Origin of the sequence: Larkinella sp. C7 (assembly GCF_006149005.1) — a bacterium.
Lineage (GTDB): Bacteria > Bacteroidota > Bacteroidia > Cytophagales > Spirosomataceae > Larkinella.
In genome coordinates this window covers 77,394-98,756 of sequence record NZ_VBSL01000011.1, presented here as the reverse complement: position 1 = coordinate 98,756, position 21,363 = coordinate 77,394, and the positions used below count along the sequence as shown (strand labels likewise).

Genomic DNA, 21,363 nt, shown 5'->3' with positions numbered 1-21,363 from the left:
GAGCCCCAATCGCAGGATGGGGGCTCTTTTTGGTTTATTTCGATTGGCTGTAGGCACTTCGGAAGTATTTCACGCTTTCGGCAATTTCGGGGCCGTTGTTTTCCCAATGGTATTCATATTCAACGGAGATCGGACCTTTGAACTTTTGGCGTTTGAGTTCCGCAATCACGGCATCCACCTTGCAATCGCCGGTTCCCCAGATCACATCGTGGTATTTGCCGTCGGGCGTGTCTTTCTTCACGTCTTTGAAGTGCATACCCAGAATGTGGCCCTGCAATTTTTTCAGACAGTCGACCGGGTCCAGGCCCGAACGTACCCAGTGGCCGATGTCGGCGCAGGAACCCACGTATTTGCTCGTGCCAATCACGGCCAGAACCGAGTCGGGATGCCAGTAATGCGACGGTTTGGGGTGGTTGTGGAGGGCCACATTGATTTTGTACTCATCGGCCAGCCGCCCAATGTACGGCATCTGCTCCACTTTGGGTTCGGTATTGATGTTCAGAACACCCATGTCTTTGGCAAATTCGAACAACGCTTTCCAATCAGCCTCCGTCGGCGCATTGACCACACCAAAGGCAACAATGGTTAATCCTTTGTCTTTCACCAGTTTTTTAACGGCCTGACGCGTAGCCGCATCCATTTTGTAATCCATTTTGCCTTCGATGCCGCCCCCGATGGTCTGACCCGGAAAAGCCTCCACGTATTTCAGTCCGCAGCTATCGATCTTGCGAAGGGCTTCGGCAAAGGTAAACAGCCGGAAGGAATACGACTGTGAGCCAAGCTTCCAGCCGGCTTTGTCTTCAGGATTGCGTTGAGCAAACGATGTGAGGGTGCTGAAAGCCAGAAAGCAGGCCACCAGCAGACAATGTTTCATGCGGTTCATTCGATACGGATTTAGTAGATCGGAGCAAAAGTAAAAAAAAACGGTGGTTAGATCAGGTTGAATGGTTAAAGATGGTTGAATGGTTTTAATGGTTTGTCAAAAAATCTTACCATCCAACCGTTTAACCATTCAACCATTTTTAACCATCTAACCATTAAAACCGCTTACCCATCTATTTTACTCACTTTCCCCCATTCCTGTCGTTCGGCTTCATTCCACAGATCGGGATAAAACAGGCGTTTCTGCTGCCGGGGAGGGAGGTACTTCTGCCAGTTGGTACCGCCGGTGGCTTTAATATCGTCGGGGTTCTGGTGCAAATACCGCATTGCCGAACGCAGATGCATGGATTTCCAGCGTACGTTGATCCGATGATCGTATTCACGCAGTTGCTGAATCAGTTCGTCTGTCGGTTCGTTCTGACTTTGCAATGTCAGATACCGCTGCCACAAATTGCGGCTCCGGTATTCGTCGGCCAGCCGCAGAAGCCGGTCGGCGTAGTGGCTTTCAAACTGCCGGAGTGTCAGGGTTTTTTGTTGAGTGGCCAGTTCGGTAGCGCCCTGTTTCCAGTACAGAAAGGGATAGAGGCTTTCCAGCGACGGAGTGGGGTCGAAATCCGTCGGAAAATCACCGGAAAGCAGGTTGACAAAATCCGTGGAAACGATTTCAATTTCCCGAAACTGCACCGATTGAAAACCGCTCGAGGGCAGCAAGGCCATCCGGAATTTCAGAAACTGCTCCTTTTCCATCCCGTCGACCATCACTGACCAGGAATGCTCCAGAATGTCAAAATACCGGTTGATGCGCTGCATACGTTCGGTGAAAAACCGGGCGGTCAGGGCAGCATGTTGGGCAATCTGGCTGATTTCGTGCAGGATGAGTTTGAAATACAGTTCCGTACTTTGGTGGTAAGTAATGAAAATCAACTCGTCGGGATATGCTGTTCGCGGATTTTGAAGCGACAGCAGGGTTTCCAGATGAATGTAATCCCAATACGTCAGGTAATCGGCCTGAAGCAAACCTTCCAGGTGCGAAGCAACATCCTGCCCCATGGCCGCGTATTTTTCAGCAAGCTGGCGGAGTTTGTCGGAGAGATCGGAGGGAATCGGCTCGTTCATGCAGTCTACATCAAAACGCCCTGAAAAACTTCGTCCAGTTTGCTGACGGGTTTGATTTTGATTTTGTAACTGTCAAAATCCAGCCCCTTTATGTTGTATTTCGAAATGAAGATCTGCTTGAAACCCAGTTTTTCGGCTTCTGAAATCCGGGATTCAACACGATGAACGGCGCGAACTTCGCCCCCCAGACCTACTTCGGCCGCAAACGCCACCGACGACGGGATGGCAATATCCTCGTAACTCGAAACGATGGCGGCACAAACCGACAGATCAATCGCCGGATCTTCCACTTTGAGTCCGCCGGCCACGTTCAGGAAGACGTCCTGCTGACCCAGCCGAAAACCGCCCCGTTTTTCGAGAACCGCCAGCAACATCTGCAAACGTTTGTTATCGAAACCGGTGCTGCTCCGTTGGGGCGTTCCGTAGTTGGCAATGCTCACCAGGGCCTGAATTTCAATCAGTAACGGGCGGTTGCCTTCCACCATCGAACCGATGGCAATGCCGCTGAGGGCTTCGTCGCGCTGCGAAATCAGAATTTCGGAGGGGTTGGTCACCTGCCGCAGACCCGTTCCCTGCATTTCGTAGATGCCCAGTTCGGAGGTACTGCCAAAGCGGTTTTTGGTCGTCCGCAGAAGGCGGTAGGTCGTATGACGGTCGCCTTCGAAGGTCAAAACCGTATCCACCATGTGTTCCAGCACTTTGGGGCCCGCCAGCGAACCGTCTTTGGTGATGTGACCGACCAGGAACACCGGTGTGCCGCTTTCCTTGGCGTATTTCATGAATTCGGCGGTGCACTCGCGGACCTGCGAAACACTGCCTGCTCCCGACTCGACCAGCGACGAGTGCATGGTCTGGATGGAGTCGATGATGAGCACTTCGGGCTCAAAATGTTCGACGGTTCGGAAAATATTCTGCGTCGAGGTTTCGGTCATGATGTAGCAGTCGCTGACCGGAACCGGCAGCCGCTCGGCGCGCATTTTGATCTGCTGTTCACTTTCCTCCCCCGATACGTATAAGACCCGCGTGTCGTTCAAACCGAGCGCAATCTGTAAAAGCAGGGTCGATTTGCCGATGCCCGGTTCGCCACCAATCAGCACCAGCGATCCCGGAACAATACCGCCCCCGAGCACCCGGTTTAGCTCGTCATCGGGCGTCAACGTCCGTTCCTGTTCTTCGTAATTGATCGCGTGGATGGCTTTTGGCTTGGCGGTTGTTTTGGTTGCGGTGGAAGGCCGCCAGTTACCGGCCACGGGTTCTTCCTTCGTAATCACCTCTTCCACAAAGGTGTTCCACTCGCCACACGCCGGACAGCGGCCCAGCCATTTGGGTGCCTGGGTGCCACAATTCTGACAGAAAAATGTTGTTTTTGTTTTTGCCATTAAACCTTTGGTTACAATTGCACTTCTAAGCAGGGTGCTGTGACAGAATAGGGGGAAAAGGTCCGTTGCGTGTCCTGATTGAAATTCGCTTCTGCAAAGAACGCGATGCGCTCGTTCAGTAACAATATACTAAAAAAAACTGGTTTGGCATAGCACATTTGCCATCGTTCTCGTTATTCACTCAAACATCTTTTCAAATGAAAAAAATCCTGTTTTTGGGACTGGTTATGATCCTGCCTTCCCTGACGTTTGCCCAATTCAGTATTGGTATCAAGGGCGGGGTAAACCTGTCCCAGTTCACCATGGGCGACTTTGTGACCACGCGCCTGAATGCCAACGGCACTCCCCAGGTGAATGTCAGCGGTCAGGTCATTCGCGATAATTTGAAAGAAAGTTTCAACAGCAGAACCGGCTGGGCTTACGGAATCTACACCCGGTTTGGAAAAAACATTTACATCCAGCCCGAACTGATGGTTTCGTCAAAAGGCGGCTCATTCGACATTGTGCGCGACATCAACGGCCAGCCAACCACGGAGACGGTTTCGATCCAAACGACCAATTTTGACGTGCCGATTTTACTGGGTTTAAAAGGTGGTCCGATCCGGGTCGTGGCGGGGCCGATCGTATCGTTCCGCATCAGCGATGATCAGAAATTGCGTGACGCCCTGGAGGATTATACGTCGGGCAGTCTGAACAATGCGCTGGCCAAAGCGACGTACGGTTATCAGCTTGGACTTGGCCTGGATTTGGGACGGTTTGGGATCGACGTCCGGCGGGAGGGAAGCCTCTCCGATGTAGCCTCCGTGAATCTGGGGGGCGATGCCAATTCGGCTCAATTCAGCCAGCGGCTGAAATCGTGGCAGGTTACCCTGGCGATGCGGCTCTTCTAAAATTCAGGCCAATCAGATTATTTTATGGCGTAGTGGTCTTATTGAAAGAACCGCTGCGCTTTTTTATTGACTGATTGGCTTCAAAAAGTGTCCGGTCTCGCTCGATGATGAGGATCATTTCGGGAGACAAAAAACCGGAAGGGGGTAAAAAAAACATGCCGTTGTCCCGTCCCGAAGGAGCCGACAACGGCTGTTCTGCTCAACTAACCCAAAATAAACCGTAATAGTATTATCTGTATGGAAAGCAATCAGTTGAATAACGATTGCATGAAACCATTCAACCGCTGGCTGATTTCCTTCATCCGGCGCCGGGAGATGGCTACTTCCTGGCCGTCGGTCAACCGAACGATGCGCTCGGTGGCGAAAACGCTGAACTGAACGTAGGCCAGGTTGATGATGGTCGATTTATGAATCCGCAGAAACATCGACTGATCGAGCATATGTTCGAATGCTTTCAGGGTCTTGGAAACCAGATACCGCTTTTTGTCGCGCGTCGTGATGAACGTATAATTACCTTCTCCGTGCAGACTAACAATGTCATCCACCGAGATCATGATGTTGCGATTCAGGTAAGGCAGCGCAATGCGAGTAGCGTTACGCTGATACATCCGGGGAAACAACGGTTGCAGTGTCGTAGAGGAGGGATATGCGAGCGATTCCATAGCGATTGACGATTAGAGTTTTGTTTATGTTTTTTGTTGTTACTGACATGACAAAACTAGCTCAAATTGCCGTTCACTAAAAAGGAAGGCTTGACATTTAGCGACTTGCCTGAGTAGGTAAGTGGTTAAATGTCAAGCCTTTATCTTGTAGAATGGGCGGTTACATTCCGTATATCCCCTTGACCGATTACGTATTTCTACGTAGTGACGGTTTGCGTATACTACACATAACCTGCGGGAATTTAGCGGTCTGAATTACCGTACAATACTCGGTGAAAAATTGCGAATTCGGTCCATGAAGTTCTGGGCCCGGCGCCGGGAAATTTTTACCTGTTGTCCGTCATTCAATTCCAGTTCGCCTTCTTTTTTAACGTAGAAACGGCGAACATAACAGAGGTTGACAATACAGGATTTATGAACCCTTACAAACGCTTCGCCATCCAGGAGGTCTTCGTACTCTTTTAAGGTCCGCGATACCAACATGCGGGTACCATCTTTCAGGAAGAAATTCGTGTAGTTGCCGGAACCCTCCAGACGGACAATTTCTTCGAGTGATATTGTTCGTTTACGATCGTAAAAAGGAATGAGAAGTTTTTGGGCGACTGAGGGGGTGGACTTTTTTTCCACACTTTTGGGGAATTTTGTGGACACTTGGTCGAAAAGATTTTCCTTCAGGATGGATTCCATAATGGATCGAGTAAGATTGTGTAACAAAAGATTTGTATTGATTTTGAACAGGTTATCTCTGATTGTGCGGTATTTTCAATGATGTACCTCATCCGCCTGTTGTCAATACACCGCCCAACAACCGTACCGTGTCATGTGATGAACGGTCAAGATCTATTTTTAACGGTGCCCGGAAAATGGTTATCTTTGCCACAACCCGGATAGAATACAAAGCGCATGCTGGATAAAGTCAAAGAAATTTATCAGGAGATTGAACTCGTTCAAATTCAATCCAAGGATCAGTTGGAACAATTTCGTCTTCGGTATATCGGGCGGAAAGGCGTCGTAACGGATCTGTTCGAGAAACTGAAGCAGGTGCCGCAGGAAGACCGGCGGGCCGTTGGTCAGGAATTAAATTCGCTGAAAGATTATGCCCAGCAGCGGTTCAAAGAGTTCAGTACATCGCTGGAAAACAGCCAGCCAGACGACGTAACCGCCCCCGCCGATCTGAGCCTCCCTGTGGTTCCGAATCAGTATGGTACCCAGCACCCGCTCATGATTGTGCGTCAGCAAATCATCCGCATTTTTGGCCGGATCGGTTTCAGTGTGGCGGATGGCCCCGAAATCGAAACCGACTGGTATAACTTCGGTGCCCTGAACTTTCCGGATAACCACCCGGCCCGCGACATGCAGGATACGTTTTTCGTGGAAAAAAAGAGCAGTGGTGCCCCCGCCGACCTGTTGTTGCGGACGCATACGTCGAACGTGCAGATCCGGCTGATGGAACACCAGAAATACAATACGACCTTCCAGCCCATCCGTGCCATTATGCCGGGGCGCGTGTATCGCAACGAAGCCATTTCGGCGCGGGCGCATTGCATGTTTCACCAGGTCGAAGGTTTATACGTCGATAAGAACGTCGGGTTCAAGGACCTGAAAGATACACTCTACCATTTTGTGAAGGAGATGTTTGCCAAAGACGTGAAGATTCGGTTCCGGCCTTCCTATTTTCCATTCACCGAACCCAGCGCCGAAATCGACATCTCGTGCCAGATCTGCCATGGAAAAGGCTGTAACATTTGCAAATACAGCGGCTGGGTCGAAATCGCCGGTTCCGGAATGGTTGATCCGAACGTTCTGCTGAATTGTGGCATCGATCCGGAAGAATATACCGGGTATGCGTTCGGGATGGGTGTCGAGCGCATTACGCAGCTTCGCTACGGAGTGAACGACCTGCGGCTGTACACCGAAAATGACGTCCGGTTTCTCCGGCAGTTTCAGGGTGCCTGAACGGGTGGGAGGGTGCTGTAAAAGAAAAGAGGAATAAAGGGTTTGGCGGTTTCTGCCTTCAAATTTCTTTTCTCCTATTTATTACCTCTTTTCTCTTACTTCGATCCTCTCACTTCTTTTTTTTGTCTAAAATGCAGCCCGGATTTTCACTTCCCGCATCTGGCTCCTTTTTTTTGTCTAACTTTATCCTTCATATTGTATTCGTCAGCCTCGTGTATGCGGATGTGGTCTTTGTGTTGATGTGTTAGTTCCCATGCAATATCGTCTTTATGAATTTATTAGTCGAACTGAAAGAAAACCTGACTGATTCGGTTGTTTCCCGGGCGGCCTATTACGTTGATGAAAATCCGGAAAAAACCCGGGTCGCCCTGGAAGGGCTGCTTCATACCGTAGTAGCGGGCCTGATGAAACGGACAACGACCGAAATCGGGGTTAATCAATTATATAATGCCATTCAAAAAGGAAAGTTCGACGCCAATCTCGTCGCTACCTTTCCCGAACTCCTCCGCGATCCCGAGCAAATTAACCGGCTGGCCGACCAGGGTAGCAACAGCATCAGCCACCTGCTGCCCGCGATGAAAAGCGCCATTGGGCTGGCCATCTCCGGCTATGCCAACATCAAGAATTCGGCGGCTATCACCCTGCTGGGACTGGTGACACCCCTGGTGTTGGGAACACTGAATAAACTGGTGGTGGAAAAAAAGCTGGACGCTGATAGCCTGGCCGCCCTGCTCGCCGATCAACGCGATCATCTGATTGAACTGACACCCGAACGGCTGCTTGACCGGATTGCCGAAGGATTGAATATCCAGCAACTGCTGGCGGTGGGCGTAACGCCGGCCAAACGAACCGGTCTGGCCGACCGTTCTCCCGTTCAGGAGCGTCAGCGGTTTACGCCCGAACCTGAGGAGGAAGGCAACGGCTCGCTCGTGAAATGGGGTGTCGGGGCCTTGGCACTGCTGGCGCTGGCCGGTGCCGCATATTACATCTGGAACAATACCCAGTCGTATTCATCGGCCAATGAGGAAGAAGCAACCTCCACCGAATTTGTTGATTCAGCCGCCATTGCACCGGTTGACTCCGCCAAAATCCGTCCGGCCCTTACCGCCCGAACCGATTCGACGACCCTGCCCGTTTCCGGAACCGCCACCAGCCCGATTATGACCGCCATGGCGGCTTACCTGACCAATCCACAGGCACCGGCGGGGCGGAGCTTTAGAGTGCCGACCCTGGATTTCGAACCGGGGACCGATCAGCTAAAACCCGCCGGAATCGCAACCGTTGGCGAATTGTCGACCTTGTTGAAAAACAACCCGGTTGTGCAAATCCGGTTGGTGGGGTATGCCAACGACGCCATTCCGCCGATGGGCAACAAAGCCCTGTCCGTAACACGGGTGTTGAACATCAAGAACCAACTGATCAAATCGGGCATCAACTACATTCGAATCGATGCCATTGGCCTCGGAACCGGCATCAGACCAGGCGACTCCACCGCCATCGGCAAACCGCGCCTGAAGCAGATCGATGTGAAGGTGGTTATCAAATAAGCCGAAAACTTTCCAACATCTCCCGTTTCTGATTGTTAGCCAACAAGAGGCCCATCCCTGACGCTATAGCGTCAGGGATGGGCCGTACTACCGTTTAACAGTCAGATCGTATGAAAAACAACTCATTTTTGTGGCGTCTGGGAACCGCCGTTTTGGTGGTTGGCAGTATTCTCTACACGGCAACCGCCAACCGACCGGCAACGTCGGCAACCAAAAGAAAAGAAGACGAGGAACCCGATGCGGTTTTGCCCGAATACCGTCAGGTTTTCGATGCCAACCCGATCATTCCCGATGGCTGGACGTTTGGCGTCGTCTGGTCGACCATCTACGCTGGAACGGCAGCCTATGCTGTTCATCAGGCTTTTCCTTCCCAGTTACACAACCGCCGGTATCGGAATGCGGCTCCCTGGCTGGCCATCAGCTATGGGCTGAATGCGGTTTTTGGGCGGTTATTTTCCGACCCGCGCATGGAAAGTATGATTGGCTCCGATCTGGTTACAAAAGCCAGTTTGCCGGTGGCACTGGCCCTCCACCACCAACTCGAAATTGGCAAAACCAAAGTCAAAAGCCCGGAGAAATACCTGCGGATTCCATTTAGCCTGTATGCGGGCTGGCTCACCACGGCCTCGGTCGTCGGCACACCGAACCTGTTATTAAATCTGAAAATCTGGAAACCGAACCCTGATCGAGATACGCCCGTATTTATTGGTGTACTGGGAGCCACTACCGGTGTGGCGTATACCGCGGCCCGGTGGCTCAATGATCCCTGGTATCTGCTGCCTTTCGTCGCGGGTTTAGCCGGTATTGCCACGAAGCAATACGGAAAAAATAACGCCATTGCGCTGTCAGCCGCAGCGTTTTCAATGGTTCTCACGGGTGTTCTGGTGAAGTGGTTGCCGCGCGGAAAGTTCGAACCCCTGCAACGCAGAATGGAAGACATCGACGTTACACTGGAGTCGGAAGAACTGTGGCTGGATGACGAAGATCCGAACGAAGAAGCCGAATCGTATTCGTATACGTCAATTTAGTATACGGTATTCGGTTTACGGTTTACGGTGGCTGACGCATGAAGCGCGCGTCAGCCACCGTAAACCGTAAACCGAATACCGTAAACTATTCTTTCGGCCACTTCTCCAGGGCCTGAACCTTTGAACCAGCGGATTTGACAGCTTTTTCGGGGACGAGTAAAACCGTCAGGGCGGTTTTTGAACTGGCGGGTACCTGGACTTCGAAACCGACCCGAATGGTGCCGGGGTTGGCCGCGTCGTAATCGTGGGTCGGCTCGGTCGACCAGGTTTTTAACACCACTTTCGCGGGTTCGCGCACCTCCAGAATCAGTTTTTTTCCGTCTTTGGTCAGTTCGGCCTTGTTCTTTCCGAGCAGTTTGACGTCGGCCGGGGTCAGCATCGTCCAGCGGACGGTTGCTTCGGCCGCCGGGGTTTCGAGTTCATCCCGAACTACGACGTAGGCTTTATTGACCAGCGCAACTCCCCGCGTGGCTTTGGACAGACCGCCTTTGTAGAGGTCTTTCAAATCCATCACCGCATTCATGAACAAGGGCGTTTTGGAGAGCGAGGTGATGGGGGCTTTCTCAAAAACACGTTGCAGCTCGTTGTTGACCGTCAGCGTATTGTGTACGAAGTTGTTGTAGCGGAACACCTGCCAGCGTTGCGAGTCCTGGGCGCGGTTCCATAAATCCACGCCTTTCGATTCCAGCGATTCGTAATCCTGCATCCCGAAATCCATGGCCCAGCGCACCCCGTCGGCTTCCATAATGAACGATCCTACATCCATGTGCGCGTGGCTGTTGGAGGGGCTGCCGCCTTTGACACCGACATAGATCGCTGCGGGGTCGCTCCACGACGTCCGCATCATGGCCACCGGGTTTTTCCCGTTTCCGCTCCACATCAGTTCTTTGGGCTCGGCCATGGAAGCAATTCCAATACCGCCACTCCAGAGCATGGTGGCGGGTAACAAACGGTCTCTGACCAGCTTTTTCGGATCTTCATTCATCAGGTTATTTCGTTCGACCCACAGCAGCGAAGGGTCTTTCAGGCGGTTGGCAAACCAGAACATCGCCGGTTCCAGTCCCCCACCCAGCCCTGAATCGGAATAATTATAGGCATTCCCGGATGGCCCCGTCATGTTTTGCAGATAAGCTGCCGTCTTTAGAAAACCGGGCTGGCCCACCAACCCGAAATCTTTGCCGAATGCTTTTTCCAACGCACTGATCAACATGACGTTAAAGCTCGTTCCGTAGCCCCAGTAGCTGTATCCTTCGGGATAGGCTCCATCCGGAATGTAGTCGGCCATGGGCAACACCACCGCATCGACGGCCCGGTTGACGATGCTTTTCGCCAGTTCCGGCTGTTCTTCAAAAATAGCGAGCGCGCCGTAGACCATGCCGGCGTTGCAAACCTGGTTCCAGTTGTTGCTCGATTTGAGCCAGCTATTGTATTTGGGATTTAAGGACGGTTCAATGCCTTTTTTTAAAATGGCCTCCTTGATGCGGGCGCGGGATTGTTCCGACAAACCGTAATACAGCCAGTCGTAACCAATGGCCACCGCCATCGTCATTTCGCCGACATCCAGAAAGTGTGACGGATTCCAGTCGCTGAAGGCCGAAATGGCGAGCAATTCTTTTTCGGCCCGTCGCAGGTAATTTTCCTGCTGGGTCATCCGCCAGGCGTAGGACAGGTAAAAAATCCGGCGCAGCCCTTCCCGCGATTTACCGAGCAACCGCCGGCCGATCTGAATCCGTTCGATGGGGGCTTCATTCAGCAACGCGTCGCATTCGGCCAGGATGACATGGTGCATTTTCTCCCAGGTTTTGTCGGAACCGATGGTTTGTTTGATCGGCTCTTCTTCGCCTTTCAGCATCAGAATCCGCGGGTGATTGGGCAGGGAAGCCTGCGTCCCAATGTGGTCGGTTTGAGCCATTGCTGAGGTGGAGATCAGCAGCAAGATAGCAAGGAAGGCGGTTTTCATGAGCGGAATTCGAATTAGATTTCGTTTGCAATCCAATAAGCGTCAGGTAAGGGCGAGTTTACCCATCCGGATGCCACCCAATCAAAAATTACTTTTTCTAATATAATTTAGTAGCTTTCCAGAGTTTTAAACTTTGTGTAAAAAGTACATATTCACCGAATCTAACAACCCCGGCGATAACCGTCCGAAACCTTCAAGTAAATGGATCTTTTTAACATCAATCGACGTCGTTTTCTACAGGGCGCCACGGCGTCGCTCGCTCTTTCTACGCTGGGTGCCTACGGGATGGATGTACTCCATCAGGGAAAAACCTGGCGTGTTGCCCTGATCGGAACCGGCTGGTATGGTAAAAGTGACCTGTTCCGGTTGATTCAGGTGGCTCCCGTGGAGGTCATTGCGCTTTGCGATGTCGACAAAAACCAACTGGCAGCCGCAGGAAAACTGGTTAGCCAGCGGCAGAAATCCGGCAAAACGCCCAAACTATACGGTGATTACCGGAAATTACTGGCAGAAAACGAACTGGATATTGTTCTGGTCGGAACGCCGGATCATTGGCACTCGCTACAAATGATCGATGCCGTCAAAGCCGGTGCACACGTCTACGTGCAAAAACCGATCAGCGTCGATGTTATGGAAGGTGAAGCCATGGTGGCAGCCGCCCGGAAATACAAAAAAGTAGTGCAGGTCGGAACGCAGCGCAAAAGCACTCCGCACCTCATCGAAGCCAAAAAGAACATTGTCGATGCCGGTTTGCTCGGTAAAATATCGCACGTTGAAATGACCTGCCACCTGCACATGCGGGCCAACGGCAATCCACCGGTGACGGCGGTTCCTGATTTTCTGGATTACGAAATGTGGACGGGACCAGCTCCCCTGCGCCCCTACGACGGGCTGCCCCACATCCGGTGGTGGCGGACCTTCAAAGAATACGGCAACGGCATCATGGGCGATATGTGCATCCACATGTTCGACACCGTTCGCTGGATGCTGAAACTCGGCTGGCCAACCCGCATCAGTTCGCAAGGTGGCATTTTTGTGCAGAAAGAAGGAAAATCCAATATTCCCGACACCCAATCGGCGGTTTTCGAATATCCCGAACTGAACTGCGTCTGGTCGCAGCGGAGCTGGGGGACGGCCACCAACCCCGATTATCCGTGGTCATTTACGCTCTATGGCGAAAAAGGTACCTTGTGGGCCAGCACCATGCAGTACGATTTTATCCCGCAGGAAAAGGGCGGACAAAAAATCCACAAGGACGTTATCTACGAAAAAGAGAAATATCCTGAAGATCTGACGGAAGAACGCATCGAGTTGAATGCCGCCCCGGCCACCCGGCTGCACATGATCGACTTTCTGGCCGCCATCGAAAAAAGCGGACGTCCGGTTGCCGACATCGAAGAGGGGCACATTTCGACCGCAAGTTGTATTCTGGCCAACATTTCCATGCAAACCGGTCGCCCGATCGTCTACGATCCGGTGAAACGGGAGGTGGTCGGCGACCGTGAAGCGACGGGGCTGCTGACGCGTCCGTACCGCAAACCGTGGATTCACCCCGATCCTAAAAAAGTATAGATGGATCGACGAACATTCGTACGCATAGGAACGGCTTCGGTTTGCAGTCTGCCCACTTTGACGACGGCCACGTTGGCCCGTCCCTATGCTGCTGCGCCCGACACCAAACCGTCGTGGCTGCTTGAGGTCATTAAAGCCAACGACCAGCAAATCGGCCAGATCCGGGCCTATCGCGTCAAGGAATCAGCCAATCCGGCTTTTGGGGGCGTCAAAGATGGGGAGGACATTCCGAATCCACAGTCTACCGCCGACTTTGTCCGGCGGAATGCCTGTGCCATTTCCTGTCCGGAATCGACGTTTTACCGGTCGAAAGAACTCCTGGCCGAAACCGGTCAGGCCGTGCAGTATCTGCTGAAGATCCAGCATTCGGATGGGACCATCGACCTGCCCGCGACCAACTTTCATTCCACACCCGATACCGGTTTTATCGTCAAACGGCTTACCACGGCGTATACCCTGTTGAACCGGTCCGGGACGCCGGGGCTGGAGACGGTTTTGCCCAATCTGAAAACCTTCCTGCAAAAAGCGGGTGAAGCCCTGACGGTGGGCGGCATTCACACGCCGAATCACCGCTGGGTGGTGTCGGCCGCTTTGACCAAACTGAACACGCTCTGGCCCGATGCCCGCTACGTAAACCGCATCGAGCAATGGCTGGGCGAACACATCGACATGGATGAGGATGGGCAGTTCAATGAGCGAAGTACGCTGATTTATTCGCCCCTGACCGACCGTTTGCTGATCACGATTGCCAAAGGGATGAACAAACCGGAACTGCTGGCGTATGTGCGGAGAAACCTGACGATGACGCTTTACTACATTCACCCGAACGGCGAAGTGGTTTCCGAAGCGTCGGGTCGACAGGACAAAGCACTCGTCGGTACGCTGGAAGGCTATTATTACCCGGCCCGGTTTATGGCGTTGCGGGACAAAAACGGCGAACTGGCGGCCCTGTGTCGGCAAATTGAGAAAACCGTACTGCTGAAAGGCGTTTATTTTCTGGATTATTACCTGGAAGATCCGGCTTTCTGGAACGAGCTTCCCGCCAGCAAACCCTTGCCGACCAACTACGTGAAAGCCTTTCCCCATTCGGGTTTGGTACGGGTTCGTCGCGGGAATTGGGATGCTACCATTTTAAAAACCAGCCCGGTTTTTCTGACCTTTTCGAAAGGGGAAGCCATTTTGCAGGGCCTTCGGGTATCGGCTTCGTTTTTTGGGAAAGGGCAGTTTCAATCGGAAAAAATTGAGAAGCAGGGCGATAGCTGGGTGTTGAGCCAGTCGTTGGACGGCCCGTATTATCAACCGATTGCCAGGGAAAATATTGATCCGGCTGGCGATTGGGTGAAAATGCCGCAAGCCAGCCGCAGGAAAACCGAAGTTCAGCACTATGAAGCGAAAGTGACCATTCGGGAAACCGGCAATGGGATGGAAGCTGCTATTGAGATTACCGGAACCGAAAACGTCCCGGTTTCGGTCGAGTTGATCTTTCGGGCGGGTGGCACCTTGTCTGGTGTTACCAAGCACCCAACCCGATCGAATGCGCATCTTCTGTCGGCCGATTCGGGTTCGTATACGGTTCAGAGTGATACGATTACGTTTGGGCCGGGCAAGGCCTTGCACAAAGGCGTTGTACTGCGTGGCGCTCTGCCGCCGATGGATGCTCCCACGGTTTATCTGACCGGTTTTACGCCGTTTCAGCATACCATCAAACTGTCGTAAAGCAGACGGCCCCCAAATCGAACGATTTGGGGGCTTATCTCAGCGTAATTCCTCCAGAAAAAGATCTTTGAAATGCACCTCCGCCTTGCCACCGCCGTGGATTTGTAAACCGATCAGCCCTTCCTGCGGAATGGTTTGGTCCGGTTCCGTATAGTCTACCGTTTGTGTGCCGTTCAGGTACAGCCGGATCCGGCGGTTTTCGGCCCGGATTTCGTAGTCGTTCCAGTCGTTGGGTTTCAGGATTTTTTTAACCAGCATTGAATCCGGCGCAATCAGCGTTTTGTTCCGGCGCGATTCGTCGTACAAACTGGCCCAATAGCCTTTTCCCAGATCGGCCTGATAGCCTGTCATTTCGTAGGCTGGGTTGGTGAGTCGTTTGCTGCGGAACTGTACACCCGTGTTGATAAAACCGTCAGTTCCGAGCAGTTTGAATTTTACCCGCAGAATGAAGTTGGCGTACGGGCGCGTAGTGCATAAAAAATCGTTGTGCGGCACGGTTTCGGTGAGCGAACCACCCACCAGGGCACCGTCCCGTATGCGCCAGGTTTTGAGTGTGTCGCCTTCCCAGCCCCGGAACGTCTTGCCATCGAAAATTCGGACTGCCTTCTGGGGATACCGCGCTATGAACCCCGCCAGGAGGGCACAGCCGATGAGGGTGAAAAAAAGTGAAACTTTCATGGGATCAGCAGAGTGAGTATAAGGTTTAGAAACACAGGTTCAAAAAAGTACGGCGAATACCATCAGGAAGAAATCCGTTTAAAACGCCCGGCGTAGCAAGCCAAAGCCATCGGTTGAACGGTTTTCGCCGTAAACGGTTCGTCTCAATGCGGACATTGATTCAGCCCCATTTCTTCTTTGGAAGGCGTTGCGGAGGAAACGCCCCCGGCGGGTACGTCCACTTTCGCGACCCAGGCAATGGCGTTTAGCACCAGTTTACGAAAATTATCATCGGCCCAGACCCGGTGGTAATGGCCCCCGGTGATTCCGAAACCGCGCCCGCCGTTGGGTCGTTCGCGGCACCAGGCGGTGTGTTGGGGTCGGCCGGCTTCGGCCCGAACCGCCGGATTGTTCTCGTGCGGGCCGTCTTTCCGTTCCAGCGTCGAAGCGGGTGGCACCGTCGTGAGCAGGGGCGTTACGCCGTCCAGATTCGGGCGGAAACGCATGTGGTAATACCACTCATCGTTGATTGTAAACGGTTGTACGCCCGTCGTAATGACGTGTTTGGGCAGGCTTTTGTAGCTGGCGGTCCAAACCGGGTTCACCGACCAGAACGTTTCGAAATAGCCCCCGATCCAATCCAGAAAATAGGTACCGGCGGTTCCTTTGGGAACTTCCACGGCGTAGTGAATGCAGGCCAGTCCAACGCCCTTTTTCATCAGGGTATTCACCGATTCCAGGTGTCGGTTGATCATGTGCCCTTCTCCACCGTCGCCGTAAATGACAATCGCAGCCGCGTTGGCAAACGCCGACGGATCGGAGGGCCAGCCATCTGAATAAACGACGGCCTCGACGGTGGGCATCGTTGTGTTCAATCGTTGGGCCAGCAGCAGGCACCCGGCTTTGTGTTCGTGCTCGCCGGCTCCGTGGCTACAGGCACCCGCAATGAACACGATCCGCTTTTTGGCGGGGGCGGTTGTCAGACTGCTGGACGGACGAAGAGAAGCGGGTAAGAAAGGGTCATCCGGGCATATAACCGACAACAGATTTCCGAGACTGGATGCACTAAAAAATAAAACGACTAAAAAAGCGCGCATATCATTTTCCGGATGGGTTTGTGGACAAAAGGAATATACGTCATTTCCCTACTGAAAACCCGGTTTGATTGGCACAGATTTGGAGGACCGGGCGGTTTTCAGGCCCAATACCGCAAACAAACTTTCTTGAACATTGGTCTGGTATTTGCCTGATAAAAGAGCGTAGGTAATCGTTGCCCAAATACGGTTTATAGAACTTGTTCGTATTCCCATCTTTGTCGAATGAAGAAGTCGGTATTGGTAGTTGAAGACCAATCTTCTCAACGAAAACTCATGGTAGATGCCCTGCAACGGGCGGGTTATGCTACTTTTCAGGCCGGCGATATTCAGCAGGCTACTCAAATTATGCACCAGCACAAGCTGGATGTGGTGGTTGCCGACATGCATTTGCCGTCCGGCGATGGGAGTGACGTGATCCGGGAAGTCCGGAAACTCCGGGCTTCGACCACGGCGGTTGTGGCGGTTTCGATCGATCTGGCGATCCTAAACCAAAATATTACCTCCCTGTTTCCGGCCGATGCCTACCTGTCTAAACCGTTTCATCCCCGCGAACTTCTGAAGATCGTGGAGGAACTGGTGGGCGTTTCACTTTGATTCGCTGGAATCCCAGGTTGATCAATTGTTTCCCTACATCGTCCGAAACCACCCAGTACTGACGCTCGTCATTGGTAATAACCCATAGGTTATCTTTCTCAAGACCATTGAGTTGTATCCAGGTCTGGGCCTGTTCTGGATTGTCAAATATAACAAGAGGGGTATCAATGGCTGTGGGTAAGGCTTGTAATACGGTAAATAAGGTATCTTCAATCATAGGGGTGGGCACGGAAAAATCAGAATGGTGATGAAGGTGGGTACGCTATCGAAAAAATTCATAGGACATCCAGCCCAGCAAAATCGCTCCAAAGCCGAAAGCCAGCGCTGCCAGCAAGCGCCGGCGAACTTTATCAGGGGATTTGGAGGAGTTGTGAATTGCCGAGTAGGCGTAATAGCCAGCGATCAAACTGTACAGGAATACTGAAACTCCAATCGGGTAGATGGATTTCATGGGAAAAGAAAATCGTTAAGTGAACTTTGAATAACCAATGGACTAAGCTGACGGGTAAATTCTATCAAAAGACATGCCATTCCGGTTCGCATCCTCTTTCGTACCTTTACAGGATTAACCCCAGACCCGATGACTTTTTCCCGTATTTTCGTTCTGCTGCTGCTTGGCACCCGGACGGTTTTTGCCCAGTGGCAACCCGCGCCCTGGCCGGTGTTAAAACACTACGACACACATCACCTCTACAACCTTGCGCTGCCCCTGGGCGGCATCGGCACCGGCACCGTTTCGCTGGGTGGTCGGGGCGAATTGCGTGATTGGGAAATCATGAACAAACCCGCCAAAGGTTTCAGTACCGTTACGGTCGGAAACAATGCGCCCTTTTTTGCCATCAACGTGTTGCCCGTCGGCGGAAAGCCGTTGACCAAAGCCCTGATTGGTCCGCTCGATCCGGCCGAGTACCTGCACTACGAAGGCCGACCGGTCAATCAGCACGGTTTTCCCCGGTTTTCGGAAGCGTCATTCGATGCGGCTTATCCCTTTGGGCAGGTTCATTTGTCGGACGCCAAAATGCCGGTAAAGGTGACGGTTAAGGGCTTCAATCCGTTTATTCCCGGCAATGCCGATTCGAGTGGTATTCCCATTGCCGTGCTGGCCTACGAAGTGACCAATACCGGTAAAGAACCACTAACGGTGTCGGTTTGTGGTTCGATGCGCAATTTTGTCGGAAAAGATGGCAGTCAATCCCACAAAGACTGGAAAGGCGATGTGGTGCCAACCGGCGCGAAAAAGAATACCAATGTCTACAAAACCGGCGCGGGATTTCAGGGGATCTACCTGTTTTCAGACAGCGTCAGTCGGCAGGACCCGGCCTGGGGAACCATCGCGCTGACGACCAACAGCCCGGCGGGGGTGAGCTACCGCACCTCGTCGCGCTCGAACGACTGGGAAAATGCCATGCTCGATTTCTGGGACGATTTCAGCGCGGACGGGCAACTAACGGAGAAGGCGAAACTGGTGGACGACGATCCGCTGGCGTCGCTGGCCGTGCAGAAAACCATTGCGCCGGGCCAAACGCAGACCTACACGTTCTTCATCACCTGGAACTTTCCGAACCGACAGGCCTGGTCGTCGTTTTCGTCAAAGGCGGGGCAGGATGCCATCGGCAATTATTATTCGACGCAGTATGCCGATGCCTGGGAGGTGATGACAAAGACGTTGCCCCGTCTGCCGGTTCTGGAACAGAAAACACTTCAGTTTGTACAGGCTTTTTTATCCAGTTCGTACCCCGATGTGATCAAGGAAGCGGCCCTGTTCAACCTGGCTACGCTGCGCTCCCAAACCGTGTTCCGGATTCCGAGCGGACACATGATGGGCTGGGAGGGCGTTTTTGACGAGTTTGGCTCCTGTTTCGGCTCGTGTACGCACGTCTGGAATTACGAGCAGGCGACGGCTTTTCTCTTCGCCGATCTCTCGCAGTCGATGCGGGATATTGAATTTAACTACGCGACCAATCCGGAAGGCAAAATGAGTTTTCGGGTGATGTTGCCGCTGTCGAAAGCCCAGGATTGGAAAAACGTGGCCGCCGACGGTCAAATGGGGACCATTCTGAAGTTTTACCGCGACTGGCAACTGTCGGGCAATCCCGAATTTCTGCGGAAAAACTGGGAGCAGGTCAAAAGGGTGATGAGCTACGCCTGGATTCAGGGCGGTTGGGATGGCAATCAGGACGGGGTGATGGAAGGTCGGCAGCACAACACGATGGACGTGGATTATTTTGGCCCTAATCCGCAGATGGGTTTCTGGTATCTGGGCGCCTTGAAAGCCACCTCCGAAATGGCAACGGCCATGAAAGACCCGGCGCTGGCCCAAAAATGTGCGGATTTGTACCGGAAAGGCAGTGCCTGGATGGACCAGAATCTGTTCAACGGCGAGTATTACGAACACAAAATCACCGACCCGAAAACGTTTGCCTTTCTGAATTGGGAGGGGAACCCGGACGTCCAGGTTCCGGATTACCAGTTGGGAAAAGGCTGTCTGGTCGATCAGTTGGTGGGGCAGATGATGGCGCATATGCTGGGGCTGGGCTACCTGGCCAAACCGGAACATATTCAGAAATCGCTGCAAAGCATCATGAAATACAATTACCTGGACAACTTTTCCGACCATTTCAACAACATGCGGTCGTACGTACTGGGCGACGAATCGGGGCTGCTGATGGCCAGTTGGCCCAAAGGCCGGCTGAAAGTGCCTTTTCCGTATTTTGCCGAATCCATGACCGGTTTTGAGTACACAGCCGCCGTGGGAATGCTGTATGAAGGGCAAACGGACAACGCATTGAAATGCCTTAAAAGCATCCGCGACCGGTTCGATGGCCGCAAGCGCAATCCGTTTAACGAGCCGGAATGCGGTCACCACTACGCCCGTTCGATGACCAGTTGGAATACGGTTCTGGCCTGGAGCGGTTTTCTGTATTCCGGGGTGACCGAAACGATGACCTTTACCGCCAAACCCGGAACCTATTTCTGGTCGAACGGTTCGGCCTGGGGAACCTGCACGATCCGTTCGGAGGGGACAGGGAACCGGGTAAGTCTGGCGGTGCTGGACGGCAAAATCCGGCTTCGGGAGTTTGCCCTGCAAGGGGGCGGGAAACAGGTTTTTAAGCAGCGTCAGGAAGTGACGGAAGGGAAACCGCTGGCGTTTACGGTCAAGTAAGTGTTTGCCGGGATGGGCCCTGTCAGGGTCTTCGACCGCTGACAGGGCCGCGTATACGCAGAATCCCGAGTCCGATCTCTCAGTTTTCATTGTTCATTAGTCATTTATCTCCTAACTTGCCGCCAAACGGTACCAATTAAGAAAACTCTTGATTATTGAAACTCGCGCCTACGCCCGCGCCGGGCTGTTAGGCAATCCATCCGACGGTTTTTTTGGCAAAACGATCTCGATTTCCGTACGAAACTTCGGCGCGTCAGTGTCGCTCTATGAGTCACCGGAACTGAATATCGAGCCCCAGGAACAGGACACCAACTCGTTTCGGAGTATTTACCACCTGCGTGACGCCGTTGCCTCGCTGGGCTACCACGGCGGGGTGCCGCTCATCAAAGCGGCTCTCAAGCGGTTTTGTGAATACTGCGATCAGCACGGTTTTCGGCTTCCCAACAAAAACTTCACCATCCGCTACAGCACGTCGATTCCGCGCCAGGTGGGGCTTTCGGGCTCCAGTGCCATCATTGTGGCGACGTTTCGGGCACTGATGAAATTCTATCAGGTTGAAATTCCGCTGCCGCATTTACCAACGCTGGTGTTGAAAACCGAGTCGGAAGAGCTGGGTATCACCGCCGGCTTGCAGGACCGCGTAATTCAGTGTTACGAAGGCTGCGTTTACATGAATTTTGACCGGGAACTGCTGGAAAAAACCGGTCATGGTGACTACGAACCCATCGAGCCGCGGTTGTTGCCCAAACTGTATATTGCTTATAAAACGTCGCTCGGCAAGCAGTCGGGGCGGATTCACAACGACGTTCGGTCGCGCTGGGACAAGGGGGAGGAACTGGTGGTCAAGACGTTGCAGGACATCGCCGACGTGGCTCGTCAGGGTCGGGAGGCCATTCTGAACAACGAAACCAGTCAGTTGCACGCCCTGGTGAACGAAAATTTCGACCTGCGCCGACGCATCTATACCATCAGCGAGAGCAACCTGGAAATGATTTCGGCCGCCCGCCGAATCGGAGCCTCGGCCTCGTTTGCCGGTTCGGGCGGGGCGATTGTCGGTATTTACAAGGACGACGACATGCTCAACCGCCTGTTTGTCGAGATGAAACACCTCAACGCCCGTGTCATCAAACCTTATGTAGTTTAA

The 21,363-nt window shown here is 52.8% G+C and carries 18 protein-coding genes; 9 read left to right on the top strand and 9 right to left on the bottom strand.

Features of this window, described 5'->3' with window-relative positions:
• Positions 1-34 precede the first annotated feature (34 nt).
• The 3 genes from FH871_RS23315 to radA all read right to left on the bottom strand — a co-directional run bounded on the left by FH871_RS23315 (position 35) and on the right by radA (position 3,377).
• Complete coding sequence (locus FH871_RS23315) at positions 35-883, bottom strand: sugar phosphate isomerase/epimerase (RefSeq protein ID WP_138993839.1); 849 nt, start codon at positions 881-883, stop codon at positions 35-37.
• Positions 884-1,047: 164 nt separating this feature from the next.
• Positions 1,048-1,998: a tryptophan 2,3-dioxygenase family protein gene (locus FH871_RS23310; RefSeq protein ID WP_229317517.1), complete on the bottom strand. Its 951-nt coding sequence runs from the start codon at positions 1,996-1,998 to the stop codon at positions 1,048-1,050.
• 5 nt (positions 1,999-2,003) lie between these two features.
• The gene (gene radA, locus FH871_RS23305; protein ID WP_138993838.1) at positions 2,004-3,377 is read right to left on the bottom strand and encodes a DNA repair protein RadA; all 1,374 of its coding nucleotides are present in this window, start codon (positions 3,375-3,377) and stop codon (positions 2,004-2,006) included.
• Between the two features lie 197 nt (positions 3,378-3,574).
• Here radA and FH871_RS23300 point away from each other — a divergent pair, with 197 nt between their 5' ends.
• Positions 3,575-4,267 carry a porin family protein gene (locus FH871_RS23300; protein WP_138993837.1) on the top strand — a complete coding sequence of 231 codons (693 nt, stop codon included), beginning with the start codon at positions 3,575-3,577 and terminating at the stop codon, positions 4,265-4,267.
• A 248-nt stretch (positions 4,268-4,515) separates the two neighbouring features.
• On the opposite strand, the gene FH871_RS23295 is transcribed toward FH871_RS23300, so the two are convergent.
• Both FH871_RS23295 and FH871_RS23290 read right to left on the bottom strand, forming a co-directional pair.
• The gene (locus FH871_RS23295) at positions 4,516-4,929 is read right to left on the bottom strand and encodes a LytTR family DNA-binding domain-containing protein (RefSeq protein ID WP_170315687.1); all 414 of its coding nucleotides are present in this window, start codon (positions 4,927-4,929) and stop codon (positions 4,516-4,518) included.
• A gap of 255 nt (positions 4,930-5,184) precedes the next feature.
• On the bottom strand, positions 5,185-5,616 hold the full coding sequence (locus FH871_RS23290) for a LytTR family DNA-binding domain-containing protein (protein WP_138993836.1): 432 nt from the start codon (positions 5,614-5,616) through the stop codon (positions 5,185-5,187).
• A gap of 216 nt (positions 5,617-5,832) precedes the next feature.
• Here FH871_RS23290 and pheS point away from each other — a divergent pair, with 216 nt between their 5' ends.
• The 3 genes from pheS to FH871_RS23275 all read left to right on the top strand — a co-directional run bounded on the left by pheS (position 5,833) and on the right by FH871_RS23275 (position 9,460).
• The gene (gene pheS / locus FH871_RS23285; RefSeq protein ID WP_138993835.1) at positions 5,833-6,885 is read left to right on the top strand and encodes a phenylalanine--tRNA ligase subunit alpha; all 1,053 of its coding nucleotides are present in this window, start codon (positions 5,833-5,835) and stop codon (positions 6,883-6,885) included.
• A gap of 269 nt (positions 6,886-7,154) precedes the next feature.
• On the top strand, positions 7,155-8,432 hold the full coding sequence (locus FH871_RS23280; protein WP_138993834.1) for a DUF937 domain-containing protein: 1,278 nt from the start codon (positions 7,155-7,157) through the stop codon (positions 8,430-8,432).
• A 110-nt stretch (positions 8,433-8,542) separates the two neighbouring features.
• Positions 8,543-9,460 carry a tryptophan-rich sensory protein gene (locus FH871_RS23275; RefSeq protein ID WP_138993833.1) on the top strand — a complete coding sequence of 306 codons (918 nt, stop codon included), beginning with the start codon at positions 8,543-8,545 and terminating at the stop codon, positions 9,458-9,460.
• Positions 9,461-9,545: 85 nt separating this feature from the next.
• On the opposite strand, the gene FH871_RS23270 is transcribed toward FH871_RS23275, so the two are convergent.
• Positions 9,546-11,420, bottom strand: a complete 1,875-nt coding sequence (locus tag FH871_RS23270) for a heparinase II/III family protein (protein ID WP_138993832.1) — start codon at positions 11,418-11,420, stop codon at positions 9,546-9,548.
• Between the two features lie 201 nt (positions 11,421-11,621).
• On the opposite strand from FH871_RS23270, the gene FH871_RS23265 reads away from it, so the two are divergent.
• Both FH871_RS23265 and FH871_RS23260 read left to right on the top strand, forming a co-directional pair.
• Entirely contained in the window at positions 11,622-12,992 is a 1,371-nt protein-coding gene (locus FH871_RS23265) for a Gfo/Idh/MocA family protein (RefSeq protein ID WP_138993831.1), read from the top strand.
• Entirely contained in the window at positions 12,993-14,708 is a 1,716-nt protein-coding gene (locus FH871_RS23260; protein WP_138993830.1) for a hypothetical protein, read from the top strand.
• 39 nt (positions 14,709-14,747) lie between these two features.
• On the opposite strand, the gene FH871_RS23255 is transcribed toward FH871_RS23260, so the two are convergent.
• Together FH871_RS23255 and FH871_RS23250 are read right to left on the bottom strand one after the other, a co-directional pair.
• Positions 14,748-15,386, bottom strand: coding sequence for a DUF1080 domain-containing protein (locus FH871_RS23255; RefSeq protein WP_138993829.1), 639 nt, complete (start codon positions 15,384-15,386; stop codon positions 14,748-14,750).
• Positions 15,387-15,529: 143 nt separating this feature from the next.
• The gene (locus tag FH871_RS23250; RefSeq protein WP_138993828.1) at positions 15,530-16,462 is read right to left on the bottom strand and encodes a ThuA domain-containing protein; all 933 of its coding nucleotides are present in this window, start codon (positions 16,460-16,462) and stop codon (positions 15,530-15,532) included.
• Positions 16,463-16,684: 222 nt separating this feature from the next.
• Here FH871_RS23250 and FH871_RS23245 point away from each other — a divergent pair, with 222 nt between their 5' ends.
• Complete coding sequence (locus FH871_RS23245) at positions 16,685-17,056, top strand: response regulator (RefSeq protein ID WP_138993827.1); 372 nt, start codon at positions 16,685-16,687, stop codon at positions 17,054-17,056.
• Positions 17,057-17,318: 262 nt separating this feature from the next.
• Here FH871_RS23245 and FH871_RS23240 read toward each other — a convergent pair whose 3' ends face one another.
• Positions 17,319-17,507 (bottom strand): hypothetical protein, encoded by a 189-nt coding sequence (locus FH871_RS23240; RefSeq protein WP_133299806.1) that lies wholly within the window; start codon positions 17,505-17,507, stop codon positions 17,319-17,321.
• Between the two features lie 129 nt (positions 17,508-17,636).
• Between FH871_RS23240 and FH871_RS23235 the strand changes: the two genes are divergently transcribed.
• Both FH871_RS23235 and FH871_RS23230 read left to right on the top strand, forming a co-directional pair.
• Positions 17,637-20,219, top strand: coding sequence for a GH116 family glycosyl-hydrolase (locus FH871_RS23235; RefSeq protein WP_138993826.1), 2,583 nt, complete (start codon positions 17,637-17,639; stop codon positions 20,217-20,219).
• Between the two features lie 148 nt (positions 20,220-20,367).
• On the top strand, positions 20,368-21,363 hold the full coding sequence (locus tag FH871_RS23230) for a mevalonate kinase (protein WP_138993825.1): 996 nt from the start codon (positions 20,368-20,370) through the stop codon (positions 21,361-21,363).

Coding starts and splice junctions, on each gene's coding strand:
- FH871_RS23315 (WP_138993839.1), bottom strand. CDS start 883: ATGAACCGCATGAAACATTGTCTGCTGGTGGCCTGCTTTCTGGCTTTC.
- FH871_RS23310 (WP_229317517.1), bottom strand. CDS start 1,998: ATGAACGAGCCGATTCCCTCCGATCTCTCCGACAAACTCCGCCAGCTT.
- radA (WP_138993838.1), bottom strand. CDS start 3,377: ATGGCAAAAACAAAAACAACATTTTTCTGTCAGAATTGTGGCACCCAG.
- FH871_RS23300 (WP_138993837.1), top strand. CDS start 3,575: ATGAAAAAAATCCTGTTTTTGGGACTGGTTATGATCCTGCCTTCCCTG.
- FH871_RS23295 (WP_170315687.1), bottom strand. CDS start 4,929: ATGGAATCGCTCGCATATCCCTCCTCTACGACACTGCAACCGTTGTTT.
- FH871_RS23290 (WP_138993836.1), bottom strand. CDS start 5,616: ATGGAATCCATCCTGAAGGAAAATCTTTTCGACCAAGTGTCCACAAAA.
- pheS (WP_138993835.1), top strand. CDS start 5,833: ATGCTGGATAAAGTCAAAGAAATTTATCAGGAGATTGAACTCGTTCAA.
- FH871_RS23280 (WP_138993834.1), top strand. CDS start 7,155: ATGAATTTATTAGTCGAACTGAAAGAAAACCTGACTGATTCGGTTGTT.
- FH871_RS23275 (WP_138993833.1), top strand. CDS start 8,543: ATGAAAAACAACTCATTTTTGTGGCGTCTGGGAACCGCCGTTTTGGTG.
- FH871_RS23270 (WP_138993832.1), bottom strand. CDS start 11,420: ATGAAAACCGCCTTCCTTGCTATCTTGCTGCTGATCTCCACCTCAGCA.
- FH871_RS23265 (WP_138993831.1), top strand. CDS start 11,622: ATGGATCTTTTTAACATCAATCGACGTCGTTTTCTACAGGGCGCCACG.
- FH871_RS23260 (WP_138993830.1), top strand. CDS start 12,993: ATGGATCGACGAACATTCGTACGCATAGGAACGGCTTCGGTTTGCAGT.
- FH871_RS23255 (WP_138993829.1), bottom strand. CDS start 15,386: ATGAAAGTTTCACTTTTTTTCACCCTCATCGGCTGTGCCCTCCTGGCG.
- FH871_RS23250 (WP_138993828.1), bottom strand. CDS start 16,462: ATGCGCGCTTTTTTAGTCGTTTTATTTTTTAGTGCATCCAGTCTCGGA.
- FH871_RS23245 (WP_138993827.1), top strand. CDS start 16,685: ATGAAGAAGTCGGTATTGGTAGTTGAAGACCAATCTTCTCAACGAAAA.
- FH871_RS23240 (WP_133299806.1), bottom strand. CDS start 17,507: ATGAAATCCATCTACCCGATTGGAGTTTCAGTATTCCTGTACAGTTTG.
- FH871_RS23235 (WP_138993826.1), top strand. CDS start 17,637: ATGACTTTTTCCCGTATTTTCGTTCTGCTGCTGCTTGGCACCCGGACG.